Origin of the sequence: Streptomyces sp. NPDC127100 (assembly GCF_042724095.1) — a bacterium.
Classification (GTDB): domain Bacteria; phylum Actinomycetota; class Actinomycetes; order Streptomycetales; family Streptomycetaceae; genus Streptomyces.
This window is the reverse complement of the sequence record NZ_JBHXFL010000031.1, coordinates 40,476-54,129: the sequence shown is the minus strand read 5'-3', so window position 1 is coordinate 54,129 and position 13,654 is coordinate 40,476. Positions and strand designations below refer to the sequence as shown.

The window sequence follows — 13,654 nt, the reverse complement described above, 5'->3', positions numbered from 1 at the left end:
GCGCTGGGCCCGCCCCTCGTGCTCGGGGGGGGGGGCGTCGGGGGGGTGGGGGCCTGGGGCGCACTCCCCCCGGGCCCCGGCCGCCGCGGGGGCGCGCCCGGCCCGTCCGCGGCCGTGCCCCCGGAAGAAGGGACGCCGGGCCCCGATCCCTCAGCGCACCGGCGCGGGCGCGGCTGCGGGCCGGGACCGGCCGAAGCGCCGCACGAGCGGGGACTCGACCAGGGCGTAGAGCACCCACGACGCCACCACCGTGGCCACCACCGTGCCGGCCAGCATCGCAAGGCCCGCCGCGGTCGAGTACATCTGCGTACCCAGTTCCTTGCGCAGCCAGGACAGCGCGATGTAGTGCAGCAGGTAGAAGGCGAAGGAGATCTCGCCCAGCCACACCATCGCGCGGTTGCGGAACAGCGTGAAGCGGCCCTCGACGTCCGCGCTCGCCGCGGCCGCGATCAGCAGCACGATCGGCACGATCATCGCCGCGCGCTGGCCGTAGAGGTAGGGGACGTGGAAGGTCAGCCAGTACCCGCCGGCCAGCAGGGCGGCGGACCAGAACATGCCGATGTTGCGCCAGCGCCCGTGCCGCACCGCGAGCGCCACGAGGATGCCGAGGGCGAAGTCCGCCATCCGCACCGGGGGCAGCACATAGCTGAACCAGTACTGCGCCACCGACAGGTCCTGGCCGCTGGGCACCAGCTCGGCCTTCGAGAACAGCCCGTACGCCAGCGCGGGCGTGGCCCACACCGCGGCGATCCCCCCGGCGATCCAGTACTTCAGGTGCGCCGCGTCGATGCGGCCGAACAGCCGCAGCAGCAGCGGGAAGCACAGGTAGAAGAACGCCTCCACGCCCAGCGACCAACTGGGGGAGTCGACACTGAAGTTGGTGAAGTACTCGGGCACCCACACCTGCACCATGAACAGGTTGGCGACGGCGGTGCCGTCGGAGGTGGCCGGCGCGGCGAACAGCCACATGGCGAGCGCCCAGGCGACCACGTAGACGGGGTAGATCTTGACGAACCGGCGCCGCCAGAACGACGTCGTGGTGTCGTCGTGGCGCGCCGACCAGGTCAGCACGAAGCCGCTGAGCACGAAGAAGAACGACACACCGAGCCCGCCGGCCTGGTTGAACCAGCGGTACAGGCGGAACTCCGTGGCGTCGTCGGCCAGCAGCCGCAGCGGCGGTATCGGCAGGAACGCGTGGTGGGCGAAGACGGCCAGTGCGGCGAGGAACCGCAGGCCGGTGAGGGACGGCAGCCGGGACGGCGCGGGGCGCCCGGGCGCGGCGGCTTGCCCGCCGCGCACACCGGCCGGCGCCGAACCGGTCAGTACCTGGTCTGTGGCCATGGGGGTCCGTTCTCACAAGGGGACGGGGAGGACTGGTGCTGTTCACCGTTGTAGGGGCGCCCGCTCGCACAACGCTCGTGAACGGCCCCAGGACCGGGCGCGCCGTCCTCGCGACGCGCGACGGCCGCCCCGGGAATCCGGGACGGCCGTGTTCGCGCTCGTGCTCGTGGCGGCCGGGGGGCCGTTTCCGTTCACAGGGCGGCGCGTGCCTTCAACGGCTCCCACCAGGCGCGGTTGTCGCGGTACCAGGCGAACGTCTCCTTCAGACCCTCGGTGAAGTCCTTGCGCGGACGGTAGCCCAGCTCGGTGGAGATCTTGGTGCAGTCGACCGAGTACCGCAGGTCGTGCCCGAGCCGGTCGGGCACGTGCTCCACGCTCTCCCAGCCCGCCCCGGCCAGCTCCAGCAGCAGCGCGGTCAGCTCCTTGTTGCTCAGCTCGGTGCCGCCGCCGATGTTGTACACCTCGCCGGGCCGGCCCGAGGCGCGCACCAGCTCCAGGCCCTGCACGTGATCGTCGATGTGCAGCCAGTCCCGCACGTTCAGCCCCTCCCCGTACAGCGGCACCGGGCGCCCGTCGAGCAGGTTGGTGATGAACAGCGGGATGACCTTCTCCGGGAAGTGGTGATGGCCGTAGTTGTTGGAGCAGCGGGTCACCCGCACGTCCAGGCCGAAGGTGCGGTGGTAGGACAGCGCCATCAGGTCGGAGGAGGCCTTGGACGCGGCGTAGGGGGAGTTCGGCCGCAACGGGTCGCTCTCCGGCCAGGAGCCCTCGGCCAGGGAGCCGTACACCTCGTCGGTCGACACGTGCAGGAACCGCGCACTGCCGCCGGGCCGGCGCAGCGCCGCGTCCAGCAGCGTCTGGGTGCCCAGCACGTTGGTGGTGACGAACTCGGCCGCGCCCAGGATGGAGCGGTCCACGTGGGACTCCGCGGCGAAGTGCACGATCTGGTCGTGCTCGGCCACCAGGCCCGCGACCAGGTCCCGGTCGCAGATGTCGCCCCGCACGAACCGGAACCCGGGATGGCCGCGGACCGGGTCGAGGTTGGCCGGGTTGCCGGCGTAGGTGAGTTTGTCGAGCACGGTGATGCTCACGTCGCCCGGCCCGCCGGCGCCCAGCAGCCGGCGGACGTAGTGCGAACCGATGAATCCCGCGCCGCCGGTGACGAGAATGCGTGTGAGGGTCATGACGAGATCTGTACCTTGCTGTGGTCGCCGAGGATGAGCCGGTGCGCGGCGGGCGCCCGCGGGGCGGGCGTCACCTCCACGTTGCGTCCGATGATCGACGCCTCCACACGCCGGGCGCCGCGCACGGAGGAATTGTCCAGGACGATGGAGAACTCGATCTCGCTGTCGGTGATGTCGCAGTCGTTCGAGATCGACGTGAACGGGCCGACGTAGGAGGAGCAGATCACCGTGCCCGCGCCGATCACCGCCGGGCCGACGATGCGCGAGGCGGTGACCTTGGCGCCCTCCTCGATCCGCACCCGCCCGATGATCTCGCTGACGTCGTCGACGTCGCCCTCGATGCGCGGCTCCGCGGACTCCAGCACGGACCGGTTGACCTCGAGCATGTCGGTGACGTTCCCGGTGTCCTTCCAGTATCCGGACACGGTCGTGGAGCGCACGTCGTGCCCGTGGTCGATCAGCCACTGCAGGGCGTGCGTGATCTCCAGCTCGCCGCGCCAGGACGGCTTGATGGCGCGCACGGCCCGGTGCACCGCGGACGTGAACAGGTAGACGCCGACCAGGGCCAGGTCGCTCTTGGGCGTGGCCGGCTTCTCCTCCAGGCCGATCACGTTGCTGTCCGGGCCGAGTTCGGCCACGCCGAAGGCCCGCGGGTCGGAGACCCGGGTGAGCAGGATCTGCGCGTCGGGGCGCTGCGCGCGGAAGTCGTCGACGATGGAGGAGATGCCGCCGACGATGAAGTTGTCCCCGAGGTACATCACGAAGTCGTCGTCGCCGAGGAACTCCTGGGCGATCAGCACGGCGTGGGCGAGCCCCAGCGGGGCTTCCTGCGGGAGGTAGGTGACCGTCAGACCGAACTTCGAACCGTCGCCGACGGCCTGCCTGATCTCGGCGGCGGTGTCCCCGACGACGATCCCGACCTCCGTGACACCGGCCTCCGCGATCGCCTCCAGGCCGTAGAAGAGCACGGGCTTGTTGGCCACGGGCACCAGTTGCTTGGCTGATGTGTGGGTGAGGGGGCGCAGGCGGGTTCCGGCCCCGCCGGAGAGTACGAGAGCCTTCATGCCACCGACCCTAGGAACGCGCGCTAGAGCGGGAGTGGGGGATCGCACGCGCCCTTAGGGGCCCTCCAGGGCCGCTCGAGACGCGGCCGTGATGCTCCAGGCATGGCAGACAACCACCGTGCACTCATCCAGGCCTTCGTCGACATGATCAACAACCATGACGTCGGCACCATCGGCGAGCACACCGCGCCGGGCCACATCGACCACAATCCGGTCGTCGCCGACGGCGTGGAGGCCAACGCGGCCTTCTTCCAGGCGATCTTCGACGCGTTCCCGGACGTGAGGGTCGTCGCCCACGACGTGATCGTCGACGGGGACCGGATCGCGGGCCGCTTCGAGTACTCCGGCACCCACCGGGGCACCTTCTTCGGCGTCGAGGCGACCGGGCGCCCGCTGACCTTCCAGTCCATCGACATCTGGCGGGTCGAGGACGGCCTGCTGGCCGAGCACTGGGACCAGCTCGACATGGGCGGCATGTTCCGCCAGCTGGGCGTCGACTTCTACGCGCTGCAGAAGGCCTGACCCACCCGCCGAGGTCAGCTCTCCCCGCCCTGGCCGGCGCTGCCGATCGGGCCGACCCGGACGGGGGAGCCGGCGCCGTCGGTGACGGGCAGGGTCGCGGCGCCCGGCCAGTCGAGGGTGACCGACTTCGTCTCGTCGGGCGGGGTCACCACGAGTGCGGTGACACGGACGCCGGAGCCGCCCGAGTCGTTGACGGGGTAGCTGACGGTGAAGGACACCGACTTGCCGTCCTTGAGCGTCATGGGGCCGGCCTCCTGGCCGGTGCGCTCGGCGGACAGATCGCCCGCGTTGGTCTTCAGGTCGACGCCCGCGTATCCGGTCAGGGCGCAGTCACGGCCGCCGCCGTTGGTGAACGTGATGGCGACCGAGCCCTCGGTGTCGCCGTCGATGGTGCTGTCCGACGCGGTGATGTCCAGTTCGTCGGTGCGGCACGCGCCGGCCCCGGCGGACGTGTCCTGCCCGCCGGAGCCGCCGTCCGTGCTCTGCTCGCCGGAGCTGTCCTTCCCGCCGTCCTGCTCCGCACCGCCGGTGCCCGCACCGCCCGTGCCCGAGGCGCCGTCCGAGGAGGCCGGCGAGGACGCGGACGGGCCGTCGCTCTGTGCCGTGCTGTCGTCGCCGTTGCAGGCCGTGAGCGACAGACCCGCTGCAACGGCCAGGGCGGCGAAGGTGAGCTTGCGAACGCGCATCGTCTTTTTCCTCAGTCTCGGTGACAGGTGCCGGCCGCCCGGCCCCGGGGGGACGAGCGAGCGTCTGTGACCACCAGGACCGCCGCCAACCGGTGAAGCGTTCCGCTCAACGGCCCGCCAGGACATGCCTGTTACATACATCGAGCGCCACGCGCGGGAACGGTGTGCCCCGGCACGCCGGGACACACCGTCTGCGGGCCCCGCCGGCCCGTGTTCCGCCACCGGCCGCGCCCGCTTGCGCAACGCCGCTCGCTGGGACGAACCCGTGACCCGGCAGACCTTGACCGCACCGGCCGTCACCGGCTCCCGGCCCGCCCGCACCGACGGCACGAAGGCCGAAAGGGCCCCCGCTCAGCCGGCCGCCGCCCGCTCCACCTCCTCCACCAGCGCCGCGTGCTCCAGGATGTCGCGTGCGTGCGGGGCGAAGTCCCCGCCCTCCAGCACGGTCCGGGCGAACACACCGGCGATGTTGGTGAAGTGACGGTCCGGCCGCAGGGCGATCTCCCGCACCGTCCCCTCGCGTTCCACCCTCAGCACGGGCGTGTGCTCGTCGGGGGTGCTGAAGGCACGCTCCAGACGCAGCCGGCCCCGGCTGCCCCACAGGCTGTAGCCGCTGCGGTAGGCGTGCTCCACGCCGTAGGCCACCTGCGCGGCCGCACCGGAGGCGGACACCAGCAGCGCACTGCCCGCCGGCCGCGGCCCCAGCGCGCTCGCCGCCCGCTCCTGGGCCCCGGCCACGCGCAGCGGACCCAGGAAGTGCCGGGCCGCACGCAGCGGGTAGGCGGCGACCTCCGGGAGGGTACTGGCCCGCTCCCCGCCGCCGCCCGGCGCGGGACGCAGCGGGATGCCGAACTCGGAGGAGAACAGCTGCACCTCCCCGATCAGCCCGTCCGCCACCAGCTCCCGCACCCGCGCGTGCTGCGAGTGGTGCAGGAACATGAAACTCTCCATCAGCAGCAGCCCCCGCTCCCGGGCGGCGGCCACCGCCTTCTCCGCCTCGGCCGCGCTGGGCGCGAACGGCTTCTCGCACAGCACGTGCTTGCCGGCCTCCAGCGCCCGCAGCGTCCACCGGACGTGCAGCTCGGGCGGCAGCGGAACGTACACCGCGTCGACGTCTTCGCGCTCCAGCAGCCGCTCGTACGACCCGAGAGGCACACCGCCGAAGCGGTCGGTGAACCCCCGGGCCCGCTCCGGGCTCCGGCTGGCCACCGCCGTCACCGTCACCAGCGGCTGGTGCTCCAGCGAGGGCAGCATCCGCCGCCGGGCGATGTCCGCGCAGCCCAGCACCCCCAGCCGCAGCGGCCGCACCGCAGCGGCGCTCACCGGGCGTACCCCCCGTCCGGCGCCCACACCCCGCGCAGCACCGCCAGCAGCGTGCGCGCCTCGATGTTCAGGTAGTTGCTGTGCCGCATCAGCTCGGCGAGCTGACCGGCCGTCAGCCACACGAACTCGTCGGGCACGTCCAGCGGGAAGTCGTCCCCGACCTCCATGAGCACGTACCGGTTGCCGGCATGGTGGAAACGCCCGCCCTCCTCGGACTGCACGACGTCGTACAGCAGCTCGTGCGGCTGCGCCCGCATGACCAGGTCCAGGTAGCGCGGCCGGAGGTGGACGGGCAGGGTGAGCGCCCGCCCGGGCTGGCACTGCACGGTGGGCCCGAACTCGGCCACGTCGAGCACCCCCGCCTCCGACCGCGCCCGCGCCAGAAGGTGCGGGACACCGCCCACCCGCCGGATCAGGAACGCGACCAGCCCCTGCTCCTTGGGCGCCAGCAGGGGCTGCGTCCAGCTGGTGACCTCACGGTTGGCGGCCGACACGGACGCGGCGATGACCGCGAAGTGGTGCCCGCTCTCGTGCTCGATCTCGTAGTCCGTGCGACGCCACCGCTCCACCTGCGCCAGCGGCACCGAACGCTGCACCAGCTCACGGCGCGCCCTGATCTCGGTGAGCCGGCTCAGCACCTCCTCCATGGAGTACAGCGACGGCCCGCCGCGCCCGGCCGGGGCCGGAATCAGCGACAGGACGGTACGCGCGTCCATGTTCACCACGTTCGGCTCGTACAGCAGCCGGTGGATCTGGCCGAGCGTCAGCCACACGAAGTCCTCGTGCAGCTCCACCTCGCCCAGCGCCTCCACCACCATGTTCCGGTTGCGCTTGCACAGGAACCACGAGCCCTGCTCCGACTGAAGCGAGTCGTACAGCACCCGCGACAGAAGCCGCGGCGGCCGGAAGTAGTCGATGTAGCGCACGGCGGAGCCCTTGTGGACACCGGTGTAGTTGCTGCGCGTGGCCTGCACGGTGGGCGACAGCTGCACCGTGTCGAGGTTGCCGGGCTCCATCTTGGCCTGCATCAGGCAGTGCAGCACGCCGTCGAACTCCTTGACGACGATGCCGAGGATGCCCACCTCGGGCTGGTTGATGATGGGCTGCGTCCAGGACAGCTCGTGCCCGTCCCAGGCGCTGCGCACGCTCAGGCCCTCGACGGCGAAGAACCGGCCGCTGTCGTGCACCAGGTTCCCGCCCGGCTCCTCGAAACGCCAGCCGACCAGCTCGGAGAACGGGATGCGGCGCACGTCGTAGCGGTTGGTACGGCGCTGCTCGGCGAACCACTCGCGGAAGACCGCGTTGGGCGTCACCGGACTGTCGGCGGCCCGCGCCGACAGCACGAACCGCTGCACCGTACCCGGGGCGGCGCCCACGGACGCTGCTGCCTGGGTGATGGTCATGAGCGCGACTCCTTCGACTCGTTCCGCTCGCCCTCGGGCAGGCGGCCGCAGCACGACCATGGTCCGTCCCGATCGGGGCGGACCGGAGACCGCCTCGACGCCCGCCGGATCCCCCCTCGAATCCGCTTACTTACCGACGACAGGTTTCCTGTCACTGCTAGACACCGGGGGGCGGCGACCCTACGCTCGACGGCATGAGAATCCTCTTCGCCGGCGCCGGAAACTTCGGCCACGTCTACCCCCTCCTCCCCCTGGCGAAGGCCGCGCGGGCCGCCGGCCACGAGGTCTTCTTCGCCACGGGCGAGCAACTGCACCCCGCCGTCACCGCGGCCGGCCTCGAAGCCGTGCCCGCGGGCCGCTCGGTGCCCGAGGGATTCATGGAAGCAGCCCGCTCCGGAGGCCTCCTCGCACCGGGCGACGCCGACCTCAAGCCGCAGGACGTGCCGCCCGAGGTCCTGGCCGACCTGCACGTGCAGGTCTTCGGCTCCGTACTGCCCCGCTGGGTCACCGAGGACCTGACCGCCGCCCTCGGCCGGCTGCGCCCCGACCTCGTCGTCTACGAGGCACTCAACCCCGGCGCCGCCTTCGCCGCGCACCTCGCCGGCGTACCCGCCGTCGCCCACGGGGTGGGCCCCATGACCGTCGGGCCCGACGACGCCCGCGTCATGGAACAGCTCCTCGTCACCGCCGGCGACCTCGGCGTCGACGTGCCCGGTGGCCAGCTCCTGGCCCTGGCCCGCGCCTTCGTCGACATCTGCCCGCCCTCCTTGCAGGACCCCCACTTCCTCGCCGCCCCCCTCCACCGCATCGAGCAGCGCCCCGTGCCCTACGCCGAACCCGGCGGCGAGCTCCCCGAGCGCATCCGGGCCGCCGAGGGCCGCTTCGTCTACGTCACCCTGGGCACCGCGTTCGCCTCGGCCGAGGTCCTGCGCACGGTCGTCGAGGGCCTGCTGCCGCTCGACGTCCCGGTCCTCGTCGCCGCCGGGCCCGTGGTGCCCGTGGCCGCACTCGGCGAACAGCCCGAACGCGTCGTCGCCGTCCCGTGGGTGGCCCAGCCCGAGGCGCTGCGGCACGCCGCACTCGTGGTCCAGCACGGAGGCGCCGGCACCACCCTGGCCGCCCTCGCCGCCGGCCTGCCCCAGCTCGTCCTGCCCCAGGGCGCCGACGGCCCGGCCAACGCCGCGGCCGTCCACGCCGCCGGCGCCGGCGAGTACGTCCTCGCCCCGGACCTGTCGCCGCAGGCCGTCGGCGAAGCCGCCCGCCGCCTGATGGCCGACGAGTCCTACCGCACCGGCGCCCGCAAGGTCGCCGCCGAGATCGCCGGGATGCCCGACCCCGCCGCGACCGCCGCGAAGCTCCCGGACCTGGCCGCCTGACCCCCCTCCCGGCACCCGCGGGCGGGCGGCCCGCCGGTGCCCCACGACTCCCGGTGCGCGAGCCGACTTCCCCCGCGGCCCGCGCACCGGGCCACACCCCCCGCCCCCGGCGCCGGCCCCGCACCGGGGCCGGCCCGGGCCCGGCGGCGGCACCTAACCGGGCAGCGACGGCAGCGTCGCGCCCGCCACCCGGGCCGCCGGCAGCAGGTCGTCCACCGGGGTCGAGGGAGCCGACAGCGCAAGCGCCAGCAGCGCGGCGCTCACATCCCCGGCCAGCCGTGCCGCCTCGACACGGGTGAGCACCGACGAGGCGAAGTCCAGGCACAGCAGAGGCCGCTCCCGCCACCGCACCAGCGTCAGCGCCGCGTCCGCCTCGGCACCGCCCAGGTGCCCGGGGTGGAAACGCGCCGACACACCGCCCGCCCCGGCGGCCGCCGCAAGCAGCTCGTCGTGCGCGGCGAACGCCACCTGCGCCGGCCCCGGCCGGGACCGGTCACCGCCCGTGCCCAGCGCACGGGCGAGCTCCTCCTCGTCCGTACCCGCGTGGGCCAGGCCCTCGCTCAGCGCGCAGGCGATACCGCGCAGGAAGTAGTCGGCCGTGCCCTCCAGCACGCAGCGCACCGGGTGCGTCACCGCACACGGCACCACCGTGCGGGGCAGCGCGGCCACGGGCCGGCGGGGCAGCTCGGCCCCCACGAGCAGTTCCTCGCGGCCCGAGCGCCGGCCCACGGCCAGGGCCCAGGCGGCCAGCACCACGGTGCTGTGCGGGACCCCGGCCCGCCGGGCGGTGGCGTCCACCGCGTCGCGCACCTCGGCGTCCAGCAGGAACGGCAGCCGCCCGCCGCGGAAGTCGAAGACCGCCGGACGTCGCTCGGGCCGCCCCAGGTCCACCGGCCCGGCGGCGTCGCGCAGCAGAGCGGCCCGCCGCGCCGCCCCGCCGGGAGGAAGCTCCGGCGCCTCGGGCCCCGGCGCCGGGGCCCGGCCGACCGGCAGGCCCCGCGCCGCGCGGCCGTAGTCGGCGAGCAGCTCCCGCCACACCAGCGCGGCCGACCAGGGACCGGCGACGGCCCGGTGGTACAGGAAGGACAGCAGATGCCGTCCGGGTGCCAGCGGCGCCAGCACGAAGGCGACGGGTGGCCGCCCGGCGCGTCCGGCCGGCCACCCCCCGTCCACGGCAAGCCGCCGGTGCACCGCCGCCACGCCGTCCGCGTCCCCCGACGCCGGGGGAGCGGCGAGAAGCGGCACCGTGTACGCCTCCAGCACCCGCCGCACCGGCCCGCCGGCCGACGGGACGAAGAAGGTCCGCAGCCCCTCGTGCCGGGCGCTGAGCGCGGCGACGGCGGTGCGCAGCGCGGCCAGGTCGAGCGGACCGGACAGCTCGGCACTGAGGACACGGTGAGCGGCCCGCCGGCCGTGACGGCCCGTCAGTGCCGCACGCTGCCCGGGCAGGAGGGGACGCAGCGGCCCGCTCTCCGGCGGCGGGGGAGCGGGCAGGGGCACCGCCCGGGCCAGCGCCTCCGTGAGCGGAGCGGGCCCCAGCAGCGCCGCCAGGTCCAGGGACAGCCCCAGCCGCTCGCCGGCCCGCCGCTGGAGCCGCATCGCCTGCTGGAGGGTCCCGCCCAGGGTGACGAACGGCGCCCCCGCCGCCCGGCCCCGCACGGTGCGCCGCTCCTGGCCGGTCACGTCCGCGGCCAGGTCGAGCAGCGCGTCCAGGCACGTCGGGGTCAGCATGAGGTCCGCCCTCTCTGTGGCCGTCTTGCCCCGCATGCTGCCCACCGGCCCTCGAAGGCCGCTCGAGCCGGCCCGGCGCACCCGTACGCTGTCAAAAGCAGAATCCCTATCAATGACAACTTGAGTATCGCTGAAAGTGCTATGGTGGGCGGCATGACCGCCCGTGACCGCCGCCTGCGCGAACAGGCCCGCCGCCACCAGCTCATCCTCGCCACCGCACGCGAGATGGCCGAGTCGGAAGGCTGGGACAGTGTCACCACGCGGCGTCTCGCGGACCGCATCGAGTACAGCCAGCCCGTGCTCTACCAGCACTTCAAGAACAAGGACGCCATCATCCGCGCGGTGGCCCTGGAAGGCTTCGCCGAACTCGCCGCCGCCCTGCGCGCCACCCGCCGCCAGTACACCGGCGATGCGCGCGAGACCCTGCGCGAACTCGCCCGCGCCTACGTTGGCTTCGCGTCCCGCTCACCCGTCCTCTACCAGGCCATGCTCGTCCTGGACACCGGCGACGAGAACGACGGCGCCCGCACCCCGGCCCCGCTCGCCGAGGTCCTGGCCGAGATCGAGGAGACCGTCGCCCCCCTGGCCGCGGGCCGCGACCCCCGCACGCTCACCCAGGTCCTGTGGAGCGCCTGGCACGGCATGGCGACCCTGGCCAACGCAGGCCGCCTCGACGCCGAACAGGCCCCGGAGCGGCTGGCCGTGCTGACCGACGTGCTCACCGGCCCCGCCGCCCAGCCGGCCTGAACCGGACGCGCCACCCGCCGGCCCGGGGCAGCCCCCGGCCGGCGGCTCAGACCGAGGTCCTCGCGTGCTCCGGCTCCCCGGCGGGCGGCCGGTGCTGCCCGGCCGGCTCCTTCAGCCGCTTGCCCAGCAGCACGAACAGCAGGATCAGCCCGACCGTGAGCAGGATGTGCCCCAGCCCCGCGACCAGCGACAGCGCCTCCGGCATCTCGTGCCCGAGCACCGTCAGGCAGCCGTGCACGCCCATCATGCCCACGGACACCACGATTCCCGCGTTGTAGAACCAGAAGAAGTTCGTGAACAGCTTCGACGAGGACAGCCCGAACTGCTTGTCCAGCCCCAGGACGATCAGGAAACCGAACATGCCAAGCGTCAGCAGGTGCGTGTGCATCACCGACAGCTGCGTGTCCCCGGTGAAGTCCTTGATCTTGGTGAACTCCCGGTAGAACAGTCCCGAGACCACCCCGACGATCATGTAGACGTGCGCTGCGTAGAACGACTTTCGCATCGCGGTGCTCGCTCCCTGCGGTCGGTTACCGTGCCGGCACCGCTCATTCAAGCACCCCCGATCGATCCCAACTGCCCCTGACGCAGGCCGTCTCGAGCGCGCGTCCAGTGAAACTCGAGCGGCCCGGCGTCAGCCGGCGACCGCGTCCGCCCGCGCCCCCTGCACCAGCGCCTCCGGCAACTCCTCCCGTCCCCGGATGCGCAGCTTGCGGTAGATCCGCGTCAGCCGCTGCTGAACCGTACTCACCGACAGCAGCAGCCCCGCCGCGATCTGCCGGTTCGTCAGCCCACGCGCCGCCAGCGCCGCCACCCGCTGCTCGGGGGCCGTCAGCGGCTCCCGCTCCACCACCGCCGCCGGCGAACCCGGCCACAGTGAGATCTCCGCCATCCGCAGCTCGACCGCGGCCCGCGTACCCGCGTCCGGGCACACATCGTGAGCCAGCCCCAGGATCCGCCCGGCCTCCTCCGGCAGCCGCTGCGCCAGGAGTTCCTCCGCGACGTCCCGCAGCACCTCCAGATCACCCGGCCGCACCGGCCGCCGTACTCCCTGCGCGACCGGCGCCAGGAAATGCCCCGCCACCACCGCGGCCGGTGCCTGCGCCTCACGCAACGCCAGCGCGGCCCGCCGGTGCAGACCCGCACGGGTACGCGGCGCGGCAAGCGCCAGCACCACGTCCCGCACCGCCGGATGCCCGAAACGCAGCCCGTGCAGCACGCCGCAGGCACGCAGCGCCGCGAGCCCCGCCCCCGGTGTCCCCGTGCCGAGCATCCGCGCCAGCACCGGCTCGGCCGCACCCGCACCCAGTACGGCCACCGCCCGGGCCGACGCCACGGCAGCCGGGCCGCAACGGTCCAGACACGCGGCGACAGCCCCCGCGAAGGGCCCGTCCGGGGCGAACCCCACCGTCCCGTCCGCGTCGTCCTCCTGGAGCAGTGCCCGCAGCAGCGCCGGGTTGCCCCCACTGATGCGGTACGACTCCTCCGCGGCGCGCGCCGAGCGGCCCCCGACGGCATCCGCCACCTCCCGCGGCGACAGAAGCCCCAACGCGATCCGCCGGACACCGGCACGTCCCGTCAGCTCCGCGACGGCCGCCGCATGCCGCTCCTGCGCGTGCGCGGCGACCGTCACCACGAGCAGCACCGCCGCCGGCCGGGCGTGCCGGGCGAGGTGATCCAGATAGCGCAGCGACTGCGGATCGGCATACTGCACATCGTCCACGCACAGCACCACCGGCCCCTCGACCGCCAGCGCACACAGCCGCGCGCAGAACTCCCGCACGGCCTCCTCGCGCAGCGCCCGGTGCTCGGGCCCGATACGTCCGAGTGCGGACGCCGGCGCACTGCCCACCGCCTGACGCAGCACCCCCAGCGGCGTCCGGAGCCCCTCCTTTGTCGCGGCCGCCCTGAGCACCAGGGCCCCCGCGGCACCGGCCCGCTCGGCCACCGCACCCAGAAGACGGCTCCTGCCGCACCCGGCAGCCCCCTCGACGACCACCGTCCCCGACCGTCCCGCCGCACACATCGCGAGGACCGTCTCCAGGGCCCCGGCCCCCGACACCCCGCCCGCCGCCTCCGTCATCGAGCCGCCCCTTCGCCGTCGTCCGCATACGTCCACTGATGCAGCACGAGGATCCGAGCGGCCGCTCTAGACCGGGTCGAGGACCGACGGAGATCACCCGCGACCGCACAGGCCGAAGCCCCCGCAACGGCCACGAGGACCGGACGGGGGCATCCCGGCGAACGCCACCGACGCATCCGCATCGACGGCCGGGC

General features: G+C 73.7%; 12 protein-coding genes. 3 read left to right on the top strand and 9 right to left on the bottom strand.

Going from position 1 to position 13,654, the window contains the following annotated elements:
- Positions 1-150: 150 nt before the first annotated feature.
- The 3 genes from ACFWJB_RS24850 to ACFWJB_RS24840 form a co-directional block, all read right to left on the bottom strand.
- On the bottom strand, positions 151-1,341 hold the full coding sequence (locus ACFWJB_RS24850; protein ID WP_385472619.1) for an acyltransferase family protein: 1,191 nt from the start codon (positions 1,339-1,341) through the stop codon (positions 151-153).
- 191 nt (positions 1,342-1,532) lie between these two features.
- Positions 1,533-2,525 (bottom strand): dTDP-glucose 4,6-dehydratase, encoded by a 993-nt coding sequence (gene rfbB / locus ACFWJB_RS24845; RefSeq protein WP_385472623.1) that lies wholly within the window; start codon positions 2,523-2,525, stop codon positions 1,533-1,535.
- Positions 2,522-3,589 (bottom strand): glucose-1-phosphate thymidylyltransferase, encoded by a 1,068-nt coding sequence (locus ACFWJB_RS24840; RefSeq protein ID WP_385472626.1) that lies wholly within the window; start codon positions 3,587-3,589, stop codon positions 2,522-2,524. Before ACFWJB_RS24840 ends, rfbB begins: the two co-directional genes overlap by 4 nt.
- A gap of 102 nt (positions 3,590-3,691) precedes the next feature.
- Between ACFWJB_RS24840 and ACFWJB_RS24835 the strand changes: the two genes are divergently transcribed.
- Positions 3,692-4,111 carry an ester cyclase gene (locus ACFWJB_RS24835; protein ID WP_386924942.1) on the top strand — a complete coding sequence of 140 codons (420 nt, stop codon included), beginning with the start codon at positions 3,692-3,694 and terminating at the stop codon, positions 4,109-4,111.
- A gap of 14 nt (positions 4,112-4,125) precedes the next feature.
- Here ACFWJB_RS24835 and ACFWJB_RS24830 read toward each other — a convergent pair whose 3' ends face one another.
- From ACFWJB_RS24830 to ACFWJB_RS24820, 3 genes are all read right to left on the bottom strand, one after another.
- Positions 4,126-4,797 (bottom strand): DUF4232 domain-containing protein, encoded by a 672-nt coding sequence (locus tag ACFWJB_RS24830; protein ID WP_386924940.1) that lies wholly within the window; start codon positions 4,795-4,797, stop codon positions 4,126-4,128.
- 351 nt (positions 4,798-5,148) lie between these two features.
- A complete protein-coding gene (locus tag ACFWJB_RS24825; RefSeq protein WP_386924938.1) occupies positions 5,149-6,120 on the bottom strand; it encodes a Gfo/Idh/MocA family protein in 972 nt (323 codons plus the stop codon).
- Positions 6,117-7,523, bottom strand: a complete 1,407-nt coding sequence (locus ACFWJB_RS24820) for an NDP-hexose 2,3-dehydratase family protein (protein ID WP_385472636.1) — start codon at positions 7,521-7,523, stop codon at positions 6,117-6,119. Before ACFWJB_RS24820 ends, ACFWJB_RS24825 begins: the two co-directional genes overlap by 4 nt.
- 194 nt (positions 7,524-7,717) lie before the next feature.
- Between ACFWJB_RS24820 and ACFWJB_RS24815 the strand changes: the two genes are divergently transcribed.
- The gene (locus ACFWJB_RS24815) at positions 7,718-8,899 is read left to right on the top strand and encodes a glycosyltransferase (RefSeq protein WP_386924936.1); all 1,182 of its coding nucleotides are present in this window, start codon (positions 7,718-7,720) and stop codon (positions 8,897-8,899) included.
- 153 nt (positions 8,900-9,052) lie between these two features.
- On the opposite strand, the gene ACFWJB_RS24810 is transcribed toward ACFWJB_RS24815, so the two are convergent.
- On the bottom strand, positions 9,053-10,630 hold the full coding sequence (locus ACFWJB_RS24810) for a condensation domain-containing protein (RefSeq protein WP_386924934.1): 1,578 nt from the start codon (positions 10,628-10,630) through the stop codon (positions 9,053-9,055).
- A gap of 153 nt (positions 10,631-10,783) precedes the next feature.
- Between ACFWJB_RS24810 and ACFWJB_RS24805 the strand changes: the two genes are divergently transcribed.
- The gene (locus ACFWJB_RS24805) at positions 10,784-11,377 is read left to right on the top strand and encodes a TetR/AcrR family transcriptional regulator (RefSeq protein WP_386924932.1); all 594 of its coding nucleotides are present in this window, start codon (positions 10,784-10,786) and stop codon (positions 11,375-11,377) included.
- Between the two features lie 46 nt (positions 11,378-11,423).
- On the opposite strand, the gene ACFWJB_RS24800 is transcribed toward ACFWJB_RS24805, so the two are convergent.
- Both ACFWJB_RS24800 and ACFWJB_RS24795 read right to left on the bottom strand, forming a co-directional pair.
- Positions 11,424-11,882, bottom strand: a complete 459-nt coding sequence (locus ACFWJB_RS24800) for a DUF2871 domain-containing protein (RefSeq protein WP_385470636.1) — start codon at positions 11,880-11,882, stop codon at positions 11,424-11,426.
- Between the two features lie 129 nt (positions 11,883-12,011).
- Positions 12,012-13,460, bottom strand: coding sequence for an AAA family ATPase (locus ACFWJB_RS24795; RefSeq protein WP_386924930.1), 1,449 nt, complete (start codon positions 13,458-13,460; stop codon positions 12,012-12,014).
- Positions 13,461-13,654 lie beyond the last annotated feature (194 nt).